The 21,842-nt window shown below is 63.8% G+C and carries 25 protein-coding genes; 6 read left to right on the forward strand and 19 right to left on the reverse strand.

Annotated elements, in window-relative coordinates; all coding sequences use genetic code 11:
* Together AB4068_RS10710 and AB4068_RS10715 are read right to left on the reverse strand one after the other, a co-directional pair.
* Positions 1-149 (reverse strand): hypothetical protein (locus AB4068_RS10710; protein ID WP_441433306.1); only part of this gene is annotated, 149 nt, incomplete at its 3' end.
* 224 nt (positions 150-373) lie between these two features.
* Positions 374-1,177 carry an IclR family transcriptional regulator gene (locus AB4068_RS10715; RefSeq protein WP_059388453.1) on the reverse strand — a complete coding sequence of 268 codons (804 nt, stop codon included), beginning with the start codon at positions 1,175-1,177 and terminating at the stop codon, positions 374-376.
* 288 nt (positions 1,178-1,465) lie between these two features.
* Between AB4068_RS10715 and AB4068_RS10720 the strand changes: the two genes are divergently transcribed.
* Complete coding sequence (locus AB4068_RS10720) at positions 1,466-2,947, forward strand: amino acid permease (RefSeq protein WP_284991076.1); 1,482 nt, start codon at positions 1,466-1,468, stop codon at positions 2,945-2,947.
* Positions 2,948-3,025: 78 nt separating this feature from the next.
* Positions 3,026-3,661 carry a LysE family translocator gene (locus AB4068_RS10725; protein WP_284991077.1) on the forward strand — a complete coding sequence of 212 codons (636 nt, stop codon included), beginning with the start codon at positions 3,026-3,028 and terminating at the stop codon, positions 3,659-3,661.
* A 28-nt stretch (positions 3,662-3,689) separates the two neighbouring features.
* On the opposite strand, the gene AB4068_RS10730 is transcribed toward AB4068_RS10725, so the two are convergent.
* Positions 3,690-4,340, reverse strand: coding sequence for a hypothetical protein (locus AB4068_RS10730; protein WP_284991078.1), 651 nt, complete (start codon positions 4,338-4,340; stop codon positions 3,690-3,692).
* Positions 4,341-4,629: 289 nt separating this feature from the next.
* On the opposite strand from AB4068_RS10730, the gene AB4068_RS10735 reads away from it, so the two are divergent.
* Positions 4,630-4,881 carry a hypothetical protein gene (locus AB4068_RS10735; protein ID WP_084784450.1) on the forward strand — a complete coding sequence of 84 codons (252 nt, stop codon included), beginning with the start codon at positions 4,630-4,632 and terminating at the stop codon, positions 4,879-4,881.
* A 2-nt stretch (positions 4,882-4,883) separates the two neighbouring features.
* A complete protein-coding gene (locus AB4068_RS10740; protein ID WP_284991110.1) occupies positions 4,884-5,105 on the forward strand; it encodes a helix-turn-helix domain-containing protein in 222 nt (73 codons plus the stop codon).
* Here AB4068_RS10740 and AB4068_RS10745 read toward each other — a convergent pair.
* The 8 genes from AB4068_RS10745 to AB4068_RS10780 all read right to left on the reverse strand — a co-directional run bounded on the left by AB4068_RS10745 (position 5,083) and on the right by AB4068_RS10780 (position 14,348).
* Complete coding sequence (locus AB4068_RS10745) at positions 5,083-6,093, reverse strand: LacI family DNA-binding transcriptional regulator (RefSeq protein WP_441433401.1); 1,011 nt, start codon at positions 6,091-6,093, stop codon at positions 5,083-5,085. The two genes, AB4068_RS10740 and AB4068_RS10745, sit on opposite strands and share 23 nt — an antisense overlap.
* A 118-nt stretch (positions 6,094-6,211) precedes the next feature.
* Entirely contained in the window at positions 6,212-7,135 is a 924-nt protein-coding gene (locus AB4068_RS10750; RefSeq protein ID WP_284991080.1) for a carbohydrate ABC transporter permease, read from the reverse strand.
* Positions 7,132-8,013, reverse strand: a complete 882-nt coding sequence (locus tag AB4068_RS10755) for a carbohydrate ABC transporter permease (protein WP_059388447.1) — start codon at positions 8,011-8,013, stop codon at positions 7,132-7,134. The genes AB4068_RS10750 and AB4068_RS10755 overlap by 4 nt, the downstream gene beginning before the upstream one ends.
* A 46-nt stretch (positions 8,014-8,059) precedes the next feature.
* Positions 8,060-9,394: an ABC transporter substrate-binding protein gene (locus AB4068_RS10760; protein WP_284991081.1), complete on the reverse strand. Its 1,335-nt coding sequence runs from the start codon at positions 9,392-9,394 to the stop codon at positions 8,060-8,062.
* 46 nt (positions 9,395-9,440) lie between these two features.
* Entirely contained in the window at positions 9,441-10,877 is a 1,437-nt protein-coding gene (locus AB4068_RS10765) for a GH32 C-terminal domain-containing protein (RefSeq protein WP_284991082.1), read from the reverse strand.
* A gap of 166 nt (positions 10,878-11,043) precedes the next feature.
* The gene (locus AB4068_RS10770) at positions 11,044-12,186 is read right to left on the reverse strand and encodes a GGDEF domain-containing protein (protein WP_332602546.1); all 1,143 of its coding nucleotides are present in this window, start codon (positions 12,184-12,186) and stop codon (positions 11,044-11,046) included.
* A gap of 45 nt (positions 12,187-12,231) precedes the next feature.
* Positions 12,232-12,975: a 3-hydroxybutyrate dehydrogenase gene (locus tag AB4068_RS10775; protein WP_306960732.1), complete on the reverse strand. Its 744-nt coding sequence runs from the start codon at positions 12,973-12,975 to the stop codon at positions 12,232-12,234.
* A complete protein-coding gene (locus AB4068_RS10780; RefSeq protein ID WP_332602547.1) occupies positions 12,972-14,348 on the reverse strand; it encodes an MFS transporter in 1,377 nt (458 codons plus the stop codon). The genes AB4068_RS10775 and AB4068_RS10780 overlap by 4 nt, the downstream gene beginning before the upstream one ends.
* A 129-nt stretch (positions 14,349-14,477) precedes the next feature.
* Between AB4068_RS10780 and AB4068_RS10785 the strand changes: the two genes are divergently transcribed.
* Positions 14,478-15,374 (forward strand): LysR family transcriptional regulator, encoded by an 897-nt coding sequence (locus AB4068_RS10785; protein ID WP_332602548.1) that lies wholly within the window; start codon positions 14,478-14,480, stop codon positions 15,372-15,374.
* Positions 15,375-15,459: 85 nt separating this feature from the next.
* Here AB4068_RS10785 and AB4068_RS10790 read toward each other — a convergent pair whose 3' ends face one another.
* The 5 genes from AB4068_RS10790 to AB4068_RS10810 form a co-directional block, all read right to left on the reverse strand.
* Positions 15,460-16,350, reverse strand: coding sequence for a spermidine synthase (locus AB4068_RS10790; RefSeq protein ID WP_441433362.1), 891 nt, complete (start codon positions 16,348-16,350; stop codon positions 15,460-15,462).
* A gap of 91 nt (positions 16,351-16,441) precedes the next feature.
* Positions 16,442-16,945 (reverse strand): GNAT family N-acetyltransferase, encoded by a 504-nt coding sequence (locus AB4068_RS10795; RefSeq protein ID WP_306960729.1) that lies wholly within the window; start codon positions 16,943-16,945, stop codon positions 16,442-16,444.
* 15 nt (positions 16,946-16,960) lie between these two features.
* Positions 16,961-17,644 carry an O-methyltransferase gene (locus AB4068_RS10800; protein WP_307052925.1) on the reverse strand — a complete coding sequence of 228 codons (684 nt, stop codon included), beginning with the start codon at positions 17,642-17,644 and terminating at the stop codon, positions 16,961-16,963.
* 57 nt (positions 17,645-17,701) lie between these two features.
* Positions 17,702-18,877, reverse strand: a complete 1,176-nt coding sequence (locus AB4068_RS10805; protein ID WP_059388440.1) for an ATP-binding protein — start codon at positions 18,875-18,877, stop codon at positions 17,702-17,704.
* 186 nt (positions 18,878-19,063) lie between these two features.
* Positions 19,064-19,387: a thiamine-binding protein gene (locus tag AB4068_RS10810; protein WP_284991091.1), complete on the reverse strand. Its 324-nt coding sequence runs from the start codon at positions 19,385-19,387 to the stop codon at positions 19,064-19,066.
* Positions 19,388-19,457: 70 nt separating this feature from the next.
* Here AB4068_RS10810 and AB4068_RS10815 point away from each other — a divergent pair, with 70 nt between their 5' ends.
* On the forward strand, positions 19,458-20,078 hold the full coding sequence (locus AB4068_RS10815) for a TetR/AcrR family transcriptional regulator (RefSeq protein WP_284991092.1): 621 nt from the start codon (positions 19,458-19,460) through the stop codon (positions 20,076-20,078).
* A 54-nt stretch (positions 20,079-20,132) separates the two neighbouring features.
* Here AB4068_RS10815 and AB4068_RS10820 read toward each other — a convergent pair whose 3' ends face one another.
* Genes AB4068_RS10820 through AB4068_RS10830 form a run of 3 tightly spaced genes read right to left on the reverse strand, consistent with a single transcriptional unit; the run spans position 20,133 to position 21,678 of the window.
* Positions 20,133-20,444 carry an AzlD domain-containing protein gene (locus AB4068_RS10820; RefSeq protein WP_441433363.1) on the reverse strand — a complete coding sequence of 104 codons (312 nt, stop codon included), beginning with the start codon at positions 20,442-20,444 and terminating at the stop codon, positions 20,133-20,135.
* Positions 20,441-21,193: an AzlC family ABC transporter permease gene (locus tag AB4068_RS10825; protein WP_059388436.1), complete on the reverse strand. Its 753-nt coding sequence runs from the start codon at positions 21,191-21,193 to the stop codon at positions 20,441-20,443. The genes AB4068_RS10820 and AB4068_RS10825 overlap by 4 nt, the downstream gene beginning before the upstream one ends.
* Positions 21,190-21,678 (reverse strand): DoxX family protein, encoded by a 489-nt coding sequence (locus AB4068_RS10830; protein ID WP_059388435.1) that lies wholly within the window; start codon positions 21,676-21,678, stop codon positions 21,190-21,192. Before AB4068_RS10830 ends, AB4068_RS10825 begins: the two co-directional genes overlap by 4 nt.
* Positions 21,679-21,842: the final 164 nt, after the last annotated feature.

A 21,842-nucleotide genomic window follows, 5' to 3' on the forward strand; every position in this document is an offset into this window, starting at 1 on the left:
AGGTCATCCGGACGCTCGGCGACCTCCGGGTCCAGGTTGTTCATCAACATGCGCAACGGCGCTTCGGTCTGCCAGCTCTTCGCGGTCAGCTCCGTGCCGCGCGCGGCCTTGACCGGACGGGCTCCGGTAGTGAAATCAGCGGGTGCCATGATGACTCCTTCGTCTCTGGAGGTTGCTAGGTGGAAGTTCCTTCTGTATCCAGTAGAGCCCCTCCGCAAGGGTCTTGGAATGGCTTTATGGAGGGTGCTGTCCGGAATACCAGACTCAACTAACTGGCAGTAAATGTCGTTCTGAGGGCCCAAAACGACAACAACTGCGAGTCAGTTGGGCTAGGCGCCGGGTTGGTGAGCAGGGCGGGGTTGGGTGCGGCGGGCTAGGACGGGCGGCCGTGGATGCGGATCGAGAGTTCGTCCGCTGTCTTCTGGATGCGGGCGGCCAGTGCGGGCCACTCCTCCACCGGCACCCGGTCCTCGAGGAATGTCACGGCGACTGCCGCCGTCGGCCATCCCAGATGGTCGGTGACGGCGGCGGCCACAGAACCGAAGCCGGGCGTGACTTCGCCGTGTTCGGTGGCGTAGCCGCGCTGCCGGACCTGGTCCAAATGCGAGGACAGGGCCGAGTACTTCATGATGGGCGATTCCATTTCATGCCGGGCCGTAAAGGCTGCAGCATTCGGGTACAGGGCCCTGACCTGCGATTTTGGCAGGGCGGCCAGGATCGCGCGGCCACTGGCCGTGAGGTGGCTGGGAAGCCGGACCCCGACGTCGGTCACGAGGGACGGGCGGTTCTTGGCCCGCTCCTCCACGATGTAGAGCACATCGCGGCCGTGCAGGACGGCCAAGTGTGCGCTCTCGCCGATCGCATCCACGAGGGCGGCGAGCATGGGGCGGCCGAGCCGGGACAAAGGCTCTTGCCGCGAGTATGCCGAACTGAGTTCAAAGGCGCTGATCCCCAGCCCGTAGCGCTGCTCCTCATGAAGGTGCAGGACAAAGCCGTTGGCCTCCATGACGCCAAGCAAGTGATAGACGCTGGAACGGGGCAAGCCCAGCGCCGTGGCGATATTGGACGCTGCCATCGGGCCACGCCGGGACGCGAGCAACTTCAGGATGCGCAGGGTGTTCTCGGCGGCCGGGACTTTGGAAGCGGCCCGGCCTTGGGTGGACGGCTGTGTGGTCATGGCTCCTCTTCGAGTGCACGGTAATGCCCGGCCCGCCCTTCTGCCACAAAGCTGGCAAGGCGGGTGTCCGGGATCCCGTACTTAAGCGTGCGCCCCACCGAGCGGATCGGAAAGCCAATCAGAACATTAAGGTGTCTGGAATACCAGACATTTGTGCATGAAACAACCAGTCCACGGCGCAGCGTCTGAGAACCGAGACAACGATGTCCCGTGAGGCCCATCACAGCATGCTGCGGAATGGTCTGCTGGTTAACAGTCCACCCCTCCCAATGACGAGAAGGTATTCGTATGCAGCAAGCCCCAACAGCCGTCAGGACGCCGGCCGCCAAAGTCGTCGAAGGCGTCGAAGGCGCGGTAACAACCGTTCTCAGCCGCGGCCTCAATGTCCGCCACATCCGCTTCATGGCGCTCGGTTCGGCCATCGGGACAGGCCTCTTCTACGGTTCGGCGTCCGCGATCCAAAAGGCCGGCCCATCGGTTCTCTTCGCATACATGATCGGGGGCGCCGCCGTCTTCATGGTGATGCGTGCCCTCGGCGAAATGGCCGTGCGCCACCCCGTCTCAGGCTCGTTCGGCCAGTACGCCAGCCGCTACCTCGGACCGCTGGCCGGGTTCATCACCGGCTGGACCTACGTCTTCGAAATGGCCATCGTGGCGATCGCGGACGTGACGGCATTCAGTATCTATATGGGCTTCTGGTTCCCGCAGGTGGACCGATGGATCTGGGTCCTCGCGATCATCCTCCTCCTCGGAGCCATGAACCTCCTGAGCGTCAAGGTCTTCGGCGAGCTCGAGTTTTGGTTCTCGCTCATCAAGGTCGTGGCGATCATCGCGATGATTGCGGGCGGGGCTGCGATCATCGTGTTCGGCTTCCAGTCCGGCAACAGCGGCGTGGCACCGGGGCTGGGGAACCTCGTTGACCATGGCGGCCTGTTCCCCAACGGTTTCGAAGGGCTCCTGGCCTCGTTCGCCGTCGTCATGTTTGCCTTTGGCGGGATCGAAACGATCGGCATCACCGCAGGCGAAGCCGCAGACCCCAAGAAGGTCATCCCGCAGGCTGTCAACACCGTCCCCGTGCGTGTGCTGCTGTTCTACGTCCTGACGCTCGGGGTGCTCATGAGCTTGTTCCCCTGGAATGAAATCGGGAACAACGGCAGCCCGTTTGTGCAGATCTTCAGTGGCCTCGGCATCCCCGCGGCGCCCCACATCCTCAATGCCGTGGTCATCACCTCGGCACTGTCAGCCATCAATAGCGACATCTTCGGCGCCGGACGCATCCTCTTCGGGCTTTCCCAGCAGGGACACGCTCCGAAGAGCTTCGGCAGGATCTCAAGGCATGGTGTTCCTTGGATGACCGTGGTCCTCATGGGCGGCATCCTGCTGGTGGGCGTGGTGCTCAACGCGGTCATCCCCGAGGACGTGTTCCTCGTGATCGCATCCATCGCCACCTTCGCGACAGTGTGGGTATGGGTCATGATCCTCGCCTCCCACGTCGCCATGAAGCGCGAAATCAAGCGCAAGGGACTTCCGGCGTCGGAATTCGCGTCGCCGTGGTGGCCCGCCGCGTCCGTGGTGACCATCGCCTTCATGGCCCTGGTGATCGTGATCCTTGGCGTCTTCGAGGACACTCGCGTGGCGCTGTACGTAGGCGCCGTGTGGCTCGGACTGCTGGTGCTGGCCTACAAGCTCTGGGTCCGCGGCGGCGGGCGCCTGCGCGCCGACCTCGTCGACGAAACAGCCTCGATTCCCATGGTCGCCGAGCGCCCATAGTGCCTTGAGGAGGACGACGACGGCGGCGGCGCGCCACGAGCCATCGACCGTCACCGCAGGCCAGCGCTATCATCAGGGATGGTTCCGTTCACCAACCTCCTGGCGTTTGCGCTGGCCGCACTGGTCCTCATCGCAGTCCCCGGTCCCAGCGTCCTGTTCGTGATTGGGCGTTCCCTCGCCCTTGGCCGCAAAGGCGGGCTCCTGAGCGTGCTCGGAAACGCCCTCGGCATGGTTCCGCAGATCATTGCCGTGGCGCTGGGGCTCGGCGCGATCCTTGCGCAGTCGATCGTGCTGTTCACCATCATCAAGTTCGGGGGCGCAGCGTATTTGGTCTACCTCGGGGTGCAGGCGATCCGCCACCGCGGCGGGCGTTCGACGGCGACTGGTCCAGCGCCGGCGCGGTCCATGTGGCGGCTCATCCGCGAGGGTTTCATCGTCGGTGCGAGCAACCCGAAATCGATCGTGTTCTTCGTGGCTGTGCTGCCGCAGTTCGTGGACTATTCGAGCGGCAGCATTCCGCTTCAACTCGCCGAACTCGGAGCTGTTTTCCTGGTGATCGCCCTCATCTCCGACAGCATCTGGGCCCTCGCAGCGGGCACGGCACGCCACTGGTTTGCCCGCTCGCCGCGGCGGATCTCCACCCTGGGTGCCATGGGGGGCGTCATGATGATCGGGCTCGGCGGGACGCTGGCGCTCACAGGCGCCAAGTCTTAGGGCCGCAGGACGGGGAGCAACCGCGGACTCAGCCGGCGGGAAGCCAATCCACGTGCGAGTCCGAGTCGTAGACCCGGCAAACCCGCACGCTGTCCTGGGCAGGACCATCAACCAGCTTGAGGGTGACCTTCATGAGGATGTCGTACGACGCTAGGCCGGAGGCCGCCGTTGACTGCACCGGGTTCCCGGAGAACGCGATGGAGACCACTGAAAATGGCCGGGGCACCACCGTTCCGGTCACAATTGAGGAGTGGGCGGCATCGCTTTGCAGCCGGGCGCTGCAGCTGTCCTTGATGCGTTGGATCCCCGCTGCGTCGAGGCCCTGCTGCACAGGAGCGGGAACCGCGGGAGCCGGAGCCGGCGCAGCTGGCGCCGGCTCGGGGGCATCGGGCTTGGCACTCGTCGTCGGAGCAGGGACCGGGGCTTGACTTGAAGGCGCAGCACTAGCGGAAGCGCTGGCAGAGGCGCCGGCGGCTGACGCTGAAGCGGTGGCACTCGGCGTCGTGGCTGGCGTCTTGGCGGGACCGGGCGCAGAAGCTGCCGCACTGACGGTGGCTGACGGCGGGGCGCCGGCAATCGAGGTAGATGATGTCTGCGTCGCGTTGAGGGTGATCGCCCCTGCCAGCCCGACCGCCACCACACCTGCAACGACAATTCCTGCTTTTGCCGCTCGTCGCATTGTTCCCCCCTCCCAGACCTGACGGAACATTTGCCTTGAGCGTATGGACTGTTCGCCCGGCCTGGCATGCGTAACCCCTACTCGTCTTTTGACCGGACTACTCGGATCACCACTTGCTCGCCCTGGGGTCCTTGTCCGAGTAGTGGTCCAAGTGACGTGAGTGGCCCGTGGGCCATAACGGGTGCAAGTCACTCATGTGTTGCGTGTGGTCCACGCCTACCGTTGGAAGATCGCGACTTGCAAAGGAGTGATTCCGATGTTCGATCCTTACTCAAGGCACGCTGCTCGGATGCGCAAGCAGCGCCGCCATGCGCTGGCTTCGCGACTTTGCCAGATATTTACCAGGGCAGCCACGCAGGCCAAAAGCACTGCTTCCCCTTTCAAGGTGGGCGACTACGTAGCTGGCGACGACCCCTTCAACGGGTCCCAGGAAGGGGTGGTGGCCGTCATCAAAGGCCCATCGATTGGCTTGAGAACCGTCGTGCCGAGGGGCGGCACCCTGGTCTACTACGACTACCGCCAATTGAGGAGGCCCTGGTGAATATGTCCGCCGCCGGCGTTCCAGCCAACCGGTTCATGACGATCGCCGAGGTTGCCGAGGCCCTGCGGGTATCCAGAATGACCGTCTACCGCCTCGTGAACTCGCACGCCATCCACGCCGTGCGGTTCGGGCGGTCATACCGCGTTCCGGAGTCGGCGGTGGAATCCTACATTGAGCACTCGGCGGTGGACGAGGCTGAGCCTAAGGCACCCGGGGAGCCGTAAGGGTATTCGGTCCAACCGAGTCGCGTTCCACTGGCGGGCATTCAAGCTTTACCACAGGGCTGCCCGCCGGTTCGTCAACGCCGAGCAGCAAGCGCACGCCCGCGGCGCCAAGCTCGTAGTGCGGCAGCGCGACGGTGGACAGCGGCGGCCGCATGTGCGCCGCGATGACTTCCTGGTTGTCGAACCCCACCACGGCCATGTCCTCGGGAATGGACAGCCCCCGTTGCTTCAGCCCGTCGTAGAGGCCCATGGCCATACGGTCGTTGTAGCAGAAGACTGCCGTGACATCGCGTTTGAGGAGCTCCTCGACTGCTCCGTAGCCGCCCTCCTGGTCAGGATACGCGTCGAACACGAGGTGCGGATCGAAGGCGATTCCAGCAGATTCGAGCGCTTCCCGGTAGCCCTGGAGGCGTCCGTCCTTCGCCGGAGCAGGAATCGTGGCGTTGATGAAGGCGATCCGTCGGTGCCCCTTGCGCACAAGGATTTCAGTGGCTTCCCGTCCGCCGTGGACTTCGTCCGGGACCACCGCCAGGGCGTCGGAGTCCGGGGAGAAGCAGTTCACCAGCACGAAGTCAGTCTCTCTCAACGCAGCGGGGATCTTGGTTGGGCGGTGGAACCAGGTGGAGTACAGGATGCCGCGAACCTTGTGCTCGAGCATCATCGAGATGGCGTCTTTTTCCACGGGCTCGTCGCCCTCCGTGTTGGCGACCAACAGCACGAATCCGTGTTTCCACGCTTCGTCCTGGGCGCCGTGGATGATTTGCCCAGCGAAGGGGGTTGTGGCGATCGCGTCAGCGACGAGTCCGATGAACCGTGAACTGCCGCTCACGAGGTTCTTCGCGAGGGCGTTCGGGCGGTACCCCAGTTCGCGGATGGTGTCCAGGACGCGTTTGCGGGTCGCGGCGCCGATCCTGGCGTCTTTCTTGTTGTTGATAACGAGGGAAACCGTGGCAACGGAGACTCCAGCCCCTTCCGCTACCTCCCGCATCGTCACCGGATGACTCGCCCTCGGAGTCGATGGATGCGAGGGGTTCACCTCGGGTTCTTTCAAGCTTTTTTCAGACGTCATTGGCCCTCCTCCCACAGTCTATCCAGTGGCGGCTTTCTCACCCCTTCGTCGCCCCGCTCTCGAGGCCCTGGATCATCGCCTTGTTGAGGACGAGGAACACGAGCAGCAAAGGAGTGATGGTGATGCAGACAGCGGCGAATGTCGCGGTCCAGTCGACCTTGCCCATTGCTCCGATGTAGTTCTGCAGCCCCAGTGGGATGGTCTTGAGCCCTTCGGAAAGCACGAACGTGTTCGCGAAGATGAAGTCGTTCCAGATGAAGATGCTGTTCACCAGGACCACCGTCACTACCGTGTTGGTCGAGAGCGGAAGGGTGATCAGCCCGAAGATCCGGTACGGGCCGGCGCCGTCCAACGAGGCTGCCTCGTAGGTCTCGCGGGGAATGTACTCAAAGAACGACGAAAAGAGGTAGATCGACATGGGAAGGGCGAACCCCGCCAGGGGGATGATCATCGATTGGTAGGTGTCCAGCAGGTTCACGGACGAGTAGTCGATGAACAGCGGCACAAGCGCGATCTGCACCGGCACGATGATGCCGATCAGGAAGAGGCCCCGGACGAATTTGCTGAACCGGAATCCGAGGACCTGCAAGGCATAGGCTGCCATCATCCCGAGAAGGACGATCAGGAGGTTAGCGCCCATCGTGACGATGAAACTGTTCAGGATGTTCTGGCCGAGGTTGCCGGTCTGGAACGCACGGACGTAGTTGTCGAAGCTGATCGAGCTCGGCAGCGCAAAAGGATCACCGGTCGCGAAGTCGTGCTCATTGCGCAGGCTCGTGAGGAACAGCCAGGCGAGGGGGTAGACCTGCACCACGACGATGAGGACGATCAGCACCCTCGACAAGCTTCGGAAGACGTTTGGTTTACGCCGCCGACGTCGGGGCGCCGGCGGGCTTGGCGGGGCCGGGTTGTTTGGTGGAGCAGGGATCGGCCGGTTAACCGGGGCTGTTTGCGCGGTCATGCGTCAGCCTTTCGTTTGAGCATGAGCAAGATGAATCCGACCGCGACGAGGCACTCCACCACGATGAAGACCGAGATGGTGCTGGCGTAGCCGAAGTCGGTGCTGGTGAATGCGGTTTTGTACATGTACGTCGTCAGGAGCTCGGAGGACTGGCCGGGACCGCCGTTGGTCATGAGGTACGGGATATCGAATCCGCGCAGGCCGTAGGTTGTGGCCATGATGGTGGTGGTGATCCACACCGGCCTGATGTGGGGGAACCTGATCTTGGTGAACAGCTGCCATCTGTTGGCGCCGTCCAGGCGTGCCGCTTCTTCAAGTTCCTGCGGGACGGCGAGCAGCGCCGCGTAGATGATGAGCATGTAGAGTCCCGTGAACCGCCAGCCTTCGGGTGCCGAAACTGCCGCGAGGACAGTATTGACGTCGGAAAGCCAAGGGCGCTCGAGGCTGCCGAGGCCGATCCAGCCGAGGACTTGGTTGAGGAGACCCACCGGATCGATCGAGTAGATCCGTACGAAAAGGAAGGCGATGGCCACCGTCGAGATCACCGCAGGCAGGAGATACAGGGTTTTGACGAGCTCGCGGCCTCTTCGCAGCGAGGTCAGGAGGCTGGCGACGAACAACGCGCCGCCCAATTGGAGGACGAGGCAGATGGCGAGGTAGCCGAGGGCGTTGAAGAAGGAACGCCAAAACACGCCGTCACCGGTGAGCATGTGCACGTAGTTCGCGAAGCCCACGAACTCCATGTCACTGATGCCGTTCCAGGAGAAGAAGCTGAGGAATAGCGATTGCAGGATCGGGAACAGCACTGCAACGCCGTAGAGAAGCAGCGGCGGGAGCAGGAAGACCAAGACCGAGAGTCGTGATCGATTGGGAAGCATGGGAGGGCCTTTCGGGTGGGGGGCCTGGGCCCCCCACCGCTGCGTGTTATTTGAAGAACTTGGGAGCGTTCTGTGCGATGGTGCTATCCATCGTGCTGGTGAACTCCGCAGGCTTGACGTTGCCCTGGGCCAAGAGCACGAGCTCTTGCTGCAGCCTGCTGTTGGTGGTCGGATCAAGCTGCGTGTCCCAAGGCATCGCGAGCTTCGATCCGAGATCCTTCGCCTGGTCGATCGCCTTCTTGTACAGCGGCGTGGCGTTGGCTGGAATCGTCGTTTGGACATTCGTCGTCGGCGAGAGGGCGCCCGTGGCCGCGTATTCCGAGGGGTACTTGGCGAGGGCGAACTTCAGGAAGTCGCTCACGAGCGGGTCGAAGGTCTTCGAGTTGACCGCCATGCCGATACCTGAGGTTGCCACGTACTCGTTGGCGGCCGTCGCGGAACTCGGCGTGGCCGGAAGCGTGAAGTAGTCGACGTCGTTACGCACCGCCGGGTTCAGCTTGTCGGTCGCGAGGCTGGGCAGTTCCCAGGTACCGATGTTGTACATGGCGGCCTTGCCGGAGGTGAAGAGATTCTGGGCGTCGGAGTAACCCTGCGAGGAGAAGCCGTCCTGGAAGCAACCGGCCCCTCCGAGCTGGCTTATCCAGTTGACTGTCTTCTGGCCGGTGGCGTCGCTGAACTTCGCGTCACCCTTCTTGAGCTTCTGCACGAAGTCGGGTCCGGCGTCGCGGAAGGGCTGGTAGGAGACGTAGCGCTCAAGGGGCCACTGGTCCTGGCCGTCAAGGGCAAGGGGCGTGATCCCGGCCTTGCGCAGGGCCGTGCACATCGCGGGGATGTCGTCGAGTGACTTCGGCACTGATACTCCAGCCTGCTGGAAGAGAGCCTTGTTGTACCAAAAGTACTCGAGCTCGAACTGGAACGGGACCATGTAGAGGGATCCGTCGTCGAAGCGTTGGTAATTCAGTGCGTTCGTCCGGTAGCTGTCGTAGACACCGAGGTCCTTGAGCAGCTTCTCGGCATCCACCATCTTGCCCTGCTTGGCGAGTTGCTGGGCGAAGGGCGTGGCGTCCGTGTCGAACAGCTCCGGGAGCTTGTTCGCGGCAGCGAGGGTTTCGTACTTCTGGATGTAGGAGGGTCGGTCAGGGGTGGTGATCAGGTTGAGGGAAAAGCCGGGATGGGTCTGGGCGTACTCGTCGGCCACCTTTTTCATGACGTTGATGACTGCACCGTCTGCCGGCCGGGACAGCAGCCACGAGATTTGCCGCGGTTTGATGTCCCCGGTGGGGTTGACGTTGGAGGCGCTGCCGGCGCCTCCACCGCCGCAGGCGGAGAGGGCGAGGGCTGCGGCCGCTGCTACGGCGGCCGTTCTTAAGAGTTTCTTCATGGGGGAAAATCTCCTTTGATTTGAACGGAGGTCTGGCGCTGGGTATTTAGTTGTCTGTGCGCTTACGTATCTCAAGATCGGTGAGAGTTGCGGTGCCTTCACCGGCGAATACGCCGATGCGGCCGTCCGGTAGCCCGTAGATCCGGGTACTGAGGGCGACCTGCCGGTCGACGACGGCGACGCAGAGGTCCCCGTCGACGACAAGTTCGAGGGTGTGCTCTCCGGAGGCCAGCTCGCAGGGGCGTTCCAGCTCGATCTCGAAGGGGACATCCCCCGAGACGTGCCATTGCGCGTCGCCGCTGATTTCGCGGGGCCATCGGTCGAACACCATGCGGCCGCGCTTCGGTTCCAGGCGGATGATGTAGGACTCGTCTCCGTCCGCGCTTGAGCGGAGCAGCAGGCCGCATTCGCTGGTATCGGCTTCGATCTGCAAAACCGCCCGGGCGTAGAACTGGCGAGGGAGGACCTCATCGGACACCATGGCGGTGTACCCGTCTGGAGCATGCAGTACCAGCGGAAAGTCATCCCCCAGGGATACCGGGATGTCGTCCCAGAAGCTCTCGACGAGTTCGTCGGCGAGGGAAAAAGCGAGGGTGCCGTCGTCGTTCTGGCGGGCCTCGAGGACGGACATCGTGCCCGCCCACTGCCAGGCGCCGTCGTCGTGGTTGCCCTCCTTGCCGGCGACCCAGCCGAAGAAGAACCGGCGACCGTCCCGCTCGGCCGTCTTCGAGGCATAGAAGGCGCGGCCGTCAACGCTGTCCCGCGGCGGCACGGTCCAAGGCCCATCGGGACTTTTCGCCATGCGGTAGCGGGTGGTGAAGGACTCGGAGAATTCCGAATAGACCAGGTACCACCAGTCGCCCCAGGCGAAAACGTCCGGGCATTCGTGCGTGATGTACCGGCGGGGATCCCAGAACGGCTCGGTATGCTCCCAATCCATCAGGTCCGGGGAAACGCATTGGGCGATCAGCCCGCGACGGCGGTCCGGGCCGTCCGCGTGCCGCGCGGCCAGCAGCATCCGCCACAGGCCGCTGGCCTCGTCCTTGAAAACGAAGGGATCGCGCCAGTCGCCGGATTCATAGCCGGCCGGGGCGCCGAACGTCAGTTCCGGATGCTTGATCCACGTCAGCATTCCGTCCGTGCTCGTGGCGTGCATGACGAGTTGCAGCGGCGCCCCGTCGGAGCCGAGGTGCCGGGGATTCTGTCCGGTATAGAACAGGTGGTGCATCCCGGACTCGTCGCACACAACACTGCCCGTGTAGGCGTTGAAGTCCGCTTCGCCCTCTCCGCCATGGTGCAGCGACACTCCATGGTCCTCGAATCGCGTGAGGTCCTTGGTGGTCACGAGATTCCAGGACGTTCCCGGCTTCGGGTCGTTCCGCACCTCGTGCAGATAGAAAAGCCAAAACTCCCCGTCTTTCTGGAACGGGATCACGTCTCCGACCCATCCATCGGTGGGTTGGAAGAAGACTGAGTAAGTCATCGGCGTTGATGTCCATTTCTGCTAAAGCGTTTGATCACTGCAAGCGTAACCGAGGTCACACTTTTGATCAAGCGTTTAAGCAGATTGGTTTAGCGGACCGATCCCAGCGGTGCAGGATCGGCTCAGCGCGACGTTAGTCAGCGCACGACGGCGGTGCGGTGCGCAGTCAGGAAGTTGCGCAGACCGCGCGGTTCCGTCCGAGGGACTTGGCCTGGTAGAGCGCTTTGTCGGCGGCCACGATCATATGGTCCACCTCGGCGTTGGCGAGGGTGCTGGGAGCAATGCCATAGCTCACCGTCGGGAAGGTGACGCCGTCCGGTGGTTCTGCCGCGGCCAGACGGCGGCTGATTTCGTTGGCAATGATTTCCGCGCTCTCCAGGTCGGCCCCTGGAAGCAGAATGGTGAATTCCTCTCCGCCATACCTTCCGACGAGGTCTGTGTGGCGGACCGAAGCCTGGCACGCGGCGGCGAAGGCCTGGATGGCAGTGTCGCCCGCGGCGTGGCCATGGCTGTCATTGAGGGCCTTGAAATGATCGAGGTCGGCGAGGATCAGGGTGGAGATCGACCCCGCAGAGTGCAGCCTGTTGATTTCCTGGGTGGCCAGCTCCATGAAGGCGGTGCGGTTGAGGAGCCCCGTCAGGCCGTCCCGGGTGGCGCGTTCGTTGAGCCCGTTGATGAGCTGCTCGTTGCTCAGCGCAGTCATGCTGAAGGACACGGTGACCAGAAGCACGATAGTGACCACACTGGTGGTTGCCGAGCTGAGATAGGTGCCGAAGTCCGGGCCGTCGGGACCTTCCAGGACATAGGCGATTCCACGGCAGAGGAAGAACGACGCCAATACTCCTGCGGCGAGCGCCAAGGAGCGGTGGGCCTGTGAAACGCTGGGCTTCAACCGCCAGAGTTCAACCGTTGCCAGACCCATGCCCAAGGACATCATGGCCAAATACACCAGTCCGCCGGACCATGCGTTGGTGGCCGGGTTCTCCAGCGAGGCGGCCACCGCCGTGGCAACGGGTCCGGCGAGAAGCTGCCATCGCGGCGTTGGAAGCAAGCGAAGGGAACGCGAGCCGGCCCACACGCTGAACGCCCCGGCCACCAGCAAAGCGTTGCCGAGTGGCCCCGCCCAGATTTGCTGGGGAGTCCCGGCGAGCAGGTACGCCATATTCCCCGAGAGCAGGAAAACGAGGGCAAGGCACCACCAGCCGCTGTACGCGGAGCGGGTCCGGCGGAACGATCCGAAAAACAGCAGGCAGAGCGTAGACGCGACAATGCCCAGAGCTATCTTCAGGCTGGCCGGATCGAGACCCATATTTGCTCCCCTCGTGCGCACCAGCCTACGACATCGAGGGGCGGGTTAGCGGGCGGACCAACCCCCGTCCATCGTGTAGCTTGCCCCGGTGACCATGCCGGCGTCGTCGGATGCTATCCACGCTGCCAGCGACGCGACTTCCTCGGGCTCTACGAGGCGCTTCACGGCGGACTCCGTCAGCATGACCTTCGCCAGGACTTCCGATTCGGGGATGCCGTGCAGCAGTGCCTGGTCCGCGATCTGCCTTTCGACGAGGGGCGTACGCACGTATCCCGGATTGATGCAGTTGGAGGTGACGCCGTGCTGGCCGCCCTCGAGGGCCGTCACTTTGCTCAGCCCCTCGAGCCCGTGCTTGGCCGAGACATAGGCGCTCTTGAACGCCGAGGCCCGCAGCCCGTGGACCGAGGAGATGTTGATGATCCGGCCGAATCCGTTGGCGTACATGTGCGGGAGTGCAGCCCGGATAAGCAGGAAAGGGGCCTCGAGCATGAGGGTCAGGATGCGGCGGAAGTCCGCCGGTTCGAACTCCTCGATGGGAGCGACCTTCTGGATCCCGGCATTGTTCACGAGGATGTCGCAATCCAGGCTGAGTCCGGCGAGCGCCTCCGTGTCGAGCAAGTCGACGCCCCAGGCAGTGCCGCCCAGCTTGTCGGCGAGGGCCGCGGCTCCGGCGGCATCGACGTCGGCCACTACAACCTTCGCGCCGCGCGCGGCGAGGGCCGTGGCACATGCCGCTCCGATGCCCCCCGCCCCGCCGGTCACCAGGGCCTTGCGGCCCTCGAGGCTCATGCGCGGGCACCCATGGGGAGGCCGTGACGAACGGCATCGGCATTGTCAACGTCTTCCAGCGCCACACCGCGGGTCTCTTTGAGCGTCAAGACGACGACGGCGGTAATCGCGCAGGAGATCACCAGGTAGATTGCCGTGGGCATCCAGGATCCGGTGTCCTTGAGCCACTGGGTCGCCAGCAGCGGGGCCAGCGAACCGGCGAAGATCGAGGTGACCTGCGAGCCAAGGGAGACTCCTGAGTAGCGCATGCGGGTGGGGAAGAGCTCGGTCATGATGGCCGGCTGCCCTGCGTACATGAAGGCGTGCAGGCAGAGGCCGATGGTCACGGCGGCAACGATCACCGCGGGATTCTTGGTGTCGAACATGGGGAAGGCGAAGAACGGCCAGGTGGCACCGCTGATGGCACCGATCAGGTAAACCGGCTTGCGGCCCCACGCGTCTGCCAACCGGCCGATCTGCGGGATGACCACGAAGTGGACAACGTGCGCGATCAGGAGGGCGAGCAGCAAGGACGAGGTGTCGTACTTGTCCACGCTCTTGAGGTACACGATGGAGAAGCTCACCACGAGGTAATACATGATGTTCTCGGCGAGCCTCAGTCCCATGGCCTGCAGGATGCCCTTGGGGTACTTACGGATGACTTCGCCGACGCCGTAGCTGATGGCTTGTTCCTTCTCCACCTGGGCCTTCGCTTCGAGGAAGATCGGGGCCTCGGTCACGTGGGTGCGGATGTAGTAGCCCACGAAGACGATCACTGCGGAGAGCCAGAAGGCCACGCGCCATCCCCAGCCGAGGAAGGCTGCGCTGCTCAGGGTGGTGGACATGATGAAGAGGACCAGCGTGGCGAGGAGGTTCCCGACGGGAACCGCGGCCTGCGGCCAGCTTGACCAGAATCCGCGGGATTCCTTGGGGCTGTGTTCTGCCACCAGCAGCACCGCGCCGCCCCATTCGCCGCCCAGCGCGAAGCCTTGGATGAAGCGGAGTGCCACGAGCATGGCCGGCGCCCAGAAACCGAGGTCGGCGAAGCCGGGGAGGCAGCCCATGAGGAAGGTGGACACGCCGACAATCACGATGGTGAGCTGCAGCGTGGGTTTGCGGCCGAGCTTGTCGCCGATCTGGCCGAAGACGATGCCGCCCAGGGGCCGGGCCACGAAGCCCACCGCGTAGGTCAGGAACGCCTGGATGATGCCGTCGAGGTCGTTGCCCGTGGGCGGGAAGAAGTACTTGCCGAAAACCAGCGTTGCGGCCGTGGCGTAGAGGAAGAATTCGTACCATTCCACCACGGTGCCCACCATCGAGGCGGCGACGATCTTCTTGAGGCCTGCGCCTTTGCCGGTGGCGGCCCCTGCTGCGGAGCGTTGTCCTACGCTCATGTCCATCTCCTTAGTGTCCACACTGACACGCGTTGTGATCCACAACACGAAATGCTCCAATGAGTATTGCCGCACATCAGTGCTGCTTCAATGGCCAAAATGGCACCAAGTGTGTGCAGAATTGCAGATATGAATCCGAATCCCGATGACCTCCTCGTCCTGCTCGCAGTATCGCGCTCAGGTAAGTTCACGACGGCGGCCCAAGCCTTGGGACTGAACCACACCACCGTTTCCCGCAGGATCGCCGCGCTCGAAAAGGCGCTCGGCGGCCGGGTCCTCGCGCGGGCGGCCGGCGGCTGGGAAATCACGGAGCTCGGAGCCGAGGCCGTGGGCGTTGCAGAGCGGATCGAAGCGGCGGTGGGCACGCTGGGACCGGAGGACCGTGCGCCGGACCCCATTGCCGGCGTCGTGCGCATGACCGCAACTGACGGTTTCAGCGCCTACATCGCGGCACCCGCTGTGGCGCGATTGCGCCGATCGCATCCCGGCCTCACCGTGGAGATCATCACCGTGACCCGCCGGGCGCTCCAGCAGCGTTCCGGCCTGGACGTGGAAGTGGTGGTGGGCGAACCGCAGGTGCACCGGGCCGAGGCTGTGCTGCTGGGTGAGTACATGCTGGGAATGTATGCCTCGCGCGAGTACTTGGCTTTTCACGGCGTACCCGGAACCGTGGAGGAGCTGACGCGGCATCAGCTGGTCTATTTCGTGGACTCCATGCTGCAAGTGGACGATCTCGATGCCCCTCGCCGGCTGGTCCCGTCCATGCGCGACGGCTTGAGCTCCACCAACGTCTTCGTCCACGTGGAGGCCACGCGTGCCGGGGCCGGCATCGGCTTCCTGCCGTGCTTCATGGCGGACCGGCACCCGGACCTGGTGCGGCTGCTGCCCGCGCATTTCGCCGAGCTGCTCCCCTACTGGATGGTTCTGCGGCCTGACTCGATGCGTCGCCCCGCCGTCGCCGCCGTCGTGCACGCCCTCCAAGAGGAGACGGCCGCCCACCGCGAGCTGCTTCTGGCGCGCCGCTAAAGTCCCTCCCCGGCCGACGCTCGCTCACATATAAGCCTTCCCCGGCGGACGCTCGCTCACATCTGAGCCCTTCGGTGAGTGACGGTCAGGCGGCTGGCCGCGGGTCGTGCCGGATCTGCGCGCCGACGGCGAATGCCCGGACTTTCGCGTCGTTCCAGATATGTGCGGGAACCGCCCCGCCGAGGAGCTTCCGGGCCAGTTGCGGATCGTCGCCGAAAGGCTCGTGGCTGCCGGCCATGATCATGTTCCCGTACCGCCGGCCCTTGAGCATCGCGGGATCGGCGATGATCATGGTGTGCGCGAAGGTGTCTGCGATGGTGGCGGCGTCCTCGCGGGCGTTTTTGAGGTCGGGCGCATCTCCGGAATTCACCACGTAGAGCCCGCCCGGCGCCAGCACCCTCGACGCGTGGTCGTTGAATTCGCGGGTGGTGAGCGCCCTCGGGGTGAGGGCACCGGCAAAGACGTCCCGGATGATGAGGTCCCGGGTGTCAGGCGTGAGGCTTTCCGTGACTTCCCTGGCTTCGCCCACCCGGATTCGAAGCAGCGGGGCCTTCGGGAGGTCGAACCAGCCGCGCACGTAGTCGGCCAGCTTGCCGTCGAGTTCCACCACCACTTGGCGCGCGTCCGGGTAGGCGGCGTGGAAGTACCGGGCGAGGGAACATGCTCCGCCGCCAAGATGCAAGGCCCGCAACTTCGGCTTGGATGCGGGCGGCCATTTGGATTCAACCAGCGCGGCTATCCAGCGCATGTACTCGAAGTCCAGGAACAGCGGCTCTGCAACATCGATATGCGAGCTCATGACACCGTTGATCTTCAGGAGCCAGCCGTTGGAGTTGTCCGGGTCGGCAACCAGTTCGCAGTCGCCGGTGTCGATGTAGTAGACGCCCTCCACGGGACCGTTCGGCTTGGTGCCCGCGGGCACCTCGATGACCCCGGCAGCTTGCCCGGCTCCCCTGCCCTTGCCACGCTTCGCCACTACTGCCGCCCTCTTCCGGTCATGCTTCAACCCTAGTTGACGCCGCAGCCTTGCGGTCAGCCCTCGACGGCGGTGCGCCGCAGCCTTGCGGTCAGCCCCCGACGGCGGCACGCACCATCCGGATCTCCGGCAGTTCGTGCCATTCGGGCGGCAAGAGCTGGCGTGTTCCGTCAGGCCGGAAGCCGTTCTTGCGGTAGAAAGCCTGGGCCCGCGGGTTGTCTTCGAGCACCCAAAGAAAGGCGGCAGAATTGCCGATCACGGCGTCGACCAATGCTTGCCCCACGCCCAAACCGTGCACGCGACGCAGGGTGTAGATCACCTGCAGTTGCAGCTCGCACGGCCGGTCCTCCTCCGGGGCCTCGCGGGCGAAGGCGATGCCCACCAAGGCGCCGCCGGCGTCGTGGGCGAGCATCGGTTTGTATGAGCCCTCCAAGGCTTCCCGCTGCCTCTCGATCCGCGTGTTGATGGTGGCCTCACGGAAGGCGAAGAACTCCTCGGGCAAGAGGTGCCCGTAGCTTTCCCGCCAGGCAGCCACATGCATGCGGGTCAGGGGCTCGGCGTCGTCCACGGTTGCCGGGCGGAGGGTAAATTCCATTCGCTCAGCCTAGCGTCACACCACGCGGGCTATCGCGAAGCCGTCCCATCCCTTGGATCCAACCGTTTGGATGGCCGTTGCGTCGAGGCGCGGATCCTTGCCCATCATCTCCAAAGCCCCCACGATGCCCGGAGCGTTCACCTCGTCCATGGAAGGATCCAGGATGGCACCCTCCCAGATGACGTTGTCCATCACGATCACCGTCCCCGGCCGCCCGAGCCGGATGGCCCAGTCCAGGTAGTTGGAATCGTTCTCCTTGTCGGCATCGATGAAGACAAAGTCGAATGGACCGTCCCGCGTGGGATCTTCGGCCAGCGCCGCAAGGGTCTCCAGAGCCGGGCCGATCCGGATGTCTACTTTGTGGCCGATCCCTGCCATGTCAACGTTCGCCCGGGCGATTTCGGCGTGTTTCGGGAGGTATTCGCACGTGACGAGGCGGCCGTCGTCGGGCAGCCCCTGGGCCATCCAGATCGCGCTGAAGCCAGCCAAGGTGCCGATTTCCAGCACGCGCCGCGCCCCGGACAACTGCACCAGCATCTTGAGCAGCTTGCCGGCGTTGGGCGCCACCTCGATAGGCGGCATCCCGGCGTCGAGGGCGGACTGCACCGCATGCTTGAGCGCGGCGTTCGGGCGGACGACGGCGTTGGACAAGTATTCCTCCACGGCCACCCAGCCGGGCTGGGCCTTGTGTTCAAACATGGCCCCAGTCTGGCACCGGGCACGGGCCGGAGGGAAGGACCGGCAGCGGAGACCCTCTCAGCCTTCCGTCTGGCGTTCAATGAAGCCAGCCATTCCCGGGACCGTGAACTGAATCGATCCGTATTCGGGCGCATAGACCACGCCCTTTGTAATGAGTCGCTGCCGAATGACCGCGAGCTTGTTCGTAGATTTCCCCAGCCTCGCGGCAATTTCGCCCGTGGACGAAGGCTGTTCACCGTCAAGAGCCATCGCCCTCAGGTATACCCGTTCAGCAGGAGTGGCACGCTGCCATCGAGCCTCAAAAAAACCATGGTCAAGATCGCTTGTTCCGTACCGGACCGCCACCTGGGCGTCCTCGGCGGTAATGACCTTGTCCGGCGCCTCGTCCCACGCGGAACGCCCATAAATTTGGAGGAAGTAGGGGTATCCGTTGGCCGCGGACAACAATATCGACAATGCTTCGGGTGCCGTCGATGCGCCTAGCCTGCTGATCGGCAGGGTGAGGGCTTCTGCGGCCGCTTCTTCGGTGAGCTGGCCGATGGTCTTGTAGAGAAACAATCTCTCTCCGTAAGTCCTGGCCTCTGATATCTTGCCTGGAAGGTTGGGGAGACCTGCACCGACGATGTAGAAGGGCCATCCCCTCTGCCCGGCGAGATGCTGAACCGACAGAAGGACTGTCAGTAGTTCCTCGTCCAGATCCTGCATTTCATCAATGAATAGGCCGAATCCAGCCCGGGCCTTGCGCATGGCCAGGGATACATCTTCGACCAGCTCTTCAATATCGATGTCGAGATTCCCCGAATCGGCCCTGCCCTGATTCGTGGTCACGGAGGCCGAAACGCCTGTAGCGCCGAGGCTGGCGGAGATGTTGCCAATACTAGCCATCGACTCTTTTAGATAGGCCCAAGCGGGCTTGCCCCGAAGCCGCCGAGCACCAACTTCAAGTTCGCGTGCTAGCTTCGCGCGCGTCGCACCCTTACCGGCTTCCCCTGGCTGGGCTTCGAGCTGGATTACGAGCCAGTCGTTCTGCCGGGCGTGCTCAGCGAAGACATTCAACAGGACCGTCTTACCCACCCCTCGCAGGCCCGAGAGGACCATTCCGCGATCCCCAGTTGTGTTGGACCGCGTCCGAGCGATCAGCAGATCGAATGCCCTAATCTCACTGTCGCGTCCAACGAGTTCCGGGGGTCGCACGCCAGAGCCTGGCGCGAATGGGTTCAATGAAGGATCCATGGAGTGAGTATACGAACTTATGCGAACTTATAACAATACTTGTTATCGCGCATCGCATTTTGTTAGCTTAAGCTCCCGACTCAAGGGCGTTTCAATAGTCATCGGAGGCGATTGCCATCAACAACAAGCAGGCATCAGAGACTCCCGGCTGAGTCCGAGTGTGGAACCTGCGCGCCGCCGAAGGGCCTATTCCCCGCCGGCGATCGCCTTCTCGAGCCGCTCGACCTTGCCCGTAATCTCCCCCGCATATCCCGGCCGGATATCCGCCTTGATCACCAGGGACACCCGGCTCCCGTACTTGCTCACCGCCTCGGTGGCGCGCTTGACGACGTCGAACACTTCATCCCACTCACCCTCGATGGTGGTGAACATCGAGTCCGTCTGGTTGGGAAGCCCGGATTCGCGGACGATCTTCACGGCCTCGGCAACGGCATCGTGCACCGAGCCATCAACGGATGCGGCGCCAGCAGCGGGCTGGCCGGACGGGGCGACTGAAAAGGCAAGCAACATGAATCCAGTCTTTCACGGGCAAGAATGTCACAAAAGTGATTGGAGCCCCTCCGTTGCTACTGTGAGCAGCATGGACCGGCCCTTGGAACGCAAGCCACTTAGAGCTGATGCTGCGCGCAATGTAGACAAGATCATCACGGCGGCGCGCCAGTGCTTCCGCGAGCTGGGCCCGGAGGTTCCACTCCAGACGATCGCCACCACCGCAGGTGTTGGCCCGGCTACACTGTTCCGCAACTTCGCTGACAAGGAACAACTCGTCCTGGCCGCCCTGTCGCGGCAACTCAGGCTTCATGTCGACCCGGTCGTGGAAGAGTCCCTCGCGGGCATGGATGCCGCCGTCGGGCTCATCAACGTGATCGACGCCGTAGTGCAGGTTGCCAGCGAAGACGCCAACCTGCTGGGCGCCGTCGCCGGCCGCCGTGGACTCCTGGTGGGCATCACGGGCGGCTTGATCGATTCCATGGCTGAACTTCTTAGCCGCGGCCAGGGCCAGGGTTCTTTGCGCCGGGACATTTCCATCGAGGACATGGTGCGCCTTGTTGCCATGCTGATCGGCGCCGTGGACACCATGGAGCCGGGGTCCCGCGCTTGGGAACGGCCTGTTGCCCTCCTTGAGGACGCCATCCGCACCGAGCGCCCGTCGCGTCCGCTGCCGCAGCAGACCCCCATCCCCGGGATGAATTTCCAGTAACCAGCGCACGACGACGTTGCGCGCCGCGGCATGGTTGGAACCGCGCGTCGCGGTTCAGCGCCAGCCGAGCAGCCGGAGCCCAGCGGCCGCTGCCGACCCGACGATGACCACTACCAGGAACGGGGCACGGAGCCACAGTGCGACGGCACCCGCAGCCAGCGCGCCGAACCGGGCGTCGAAGGCCAGGGACTGCCCGGACGCCACCGCGTTGACCACGGTCAGGGATGCCAGCAGTCCGATGGTCATGGTGCCGGCCACACGCATCATCCGGGGACTCTGCAGCAGTTTCGCCGGCACGAAATAGCCCGAAAGTTTCGTCAGGTACGCCAGTCCGCAGGCAATGAGGATCCAAACCCAGAGGTTCATTCGGCGTTCCTTTCGCGGCTGGAAGCGTCAGCACTGGAATGGCCGCGCGGGTAGGGATCGACGTCGGGCTCCATCCCTTCGTCGCTGCGTCCGTGGCTGAACCAGCCGATGGCTCCGGCCACCACGGCGGCCACGAGGATGGGCACCCCAGCCGGAACGAACGGGACCGCAATGATGGTCGCCAGGGCAGCAGCAGCGGCGATCGCCCACGGCTCACGGCCCTTGAGCCGCGGCCAAAGAAGGCCGAGGAACGCTGCCACGGCGGCGCCGTCGAGACCCCACTGCTTGGGGTCGCCCAAGGCATCGCCGGCCAGTGCGCCCACAGCCGTGAAGATGTTCCACAGCACGAAAATGCCGAGTCCGGCTGTCCAGAAGCCGCGGCGTTGTTCGTCGGAATCGCTTTGTCCCGAGGCAGTGGCCGTGGATTCATCGATGGTGATGTGGGCTTGCGGGTACTTGAGCCAACCGCTGGGACGCAGCAGCGCGTTCATCTGCATCCCGTAGATGCCGTTGCGCAACCCCAGCAGCGCGGCCGCTGTCATGGCCGCAATGCCGGAACCTCCGCCAGCCACGACGCCGATGAAGGCGAACTGCGAGCCGCCGCTGAACATGAGCAGGCTGAACGCCATGGTCTGCCAGAAACTGAACCCCGAGGCCGAGGCCAATGCCCCGAACGAGATGCCGTAGAGACCCGTTGCAATGCTGATGGAGAGGCCCACCTTCACCGCCGGGGATTCGAGGAGTTTCATGCGCCCCGTTTCGCTCCGGCCAAGCTCCATGCCCACAGGATCAGAGGGATCTGCAAGGGCAGCCGCAGTGTGTGGATCCGCCGAGCGGACACCGAACCTGTAGGCGAGTAGGCGCGGCGGAGCGCGTCCACGTGGCCGGCCAGGAACGCCGTGAACATCAGCGTAGTGCCGCGGGCTGCAGCCCTACGCGTGGCAGGAATGAGGAGTCCGACGGCGGCAACCGCCTCAAGCAGTCCACTCACCGCGATCCATTCCTCCCTGGACATGACCGCCAAGGCGCCGTTGTGCGGTGCGGTTGGTTTGGTCTTGTCCTGGCCGGCTTCAGCGTGCCCGACTGCGTAGTCCTCGCGGCAGAGATAGTCCGGGACCACGGGAGCGAAGAATTTCGGCTGCCGGAAGTGCTTCCTGGCACTGACGAGTAACAGTGCACTCATGGCCGCCGCGGAGATTGTCTGTGTTGTCCGGGCGGACCATGAAAAAGGCATGTATTCATGCAACCACAGCCCTGCCCAGCGCGGTAACCGGAAGGGTTCGGACTGAGTTATGTGTTCAGAATATTGGACTCAGTTCAGTATGATGTATGTTTCTTTCTAGGCCGTGCCTGACACAGTCCACCGCCACAGTCCACCGCCACAAGAAATTCAACGAG

The sequence above is a fragment of the Arthrobacter sp. 2RAF22 genome, assembly GCF_052115325.1.
GTDB lineage: Bacteria > Actinomycetota > Actinomycetes > Actinomycetales > Micrococcaceae > Arthrobacter.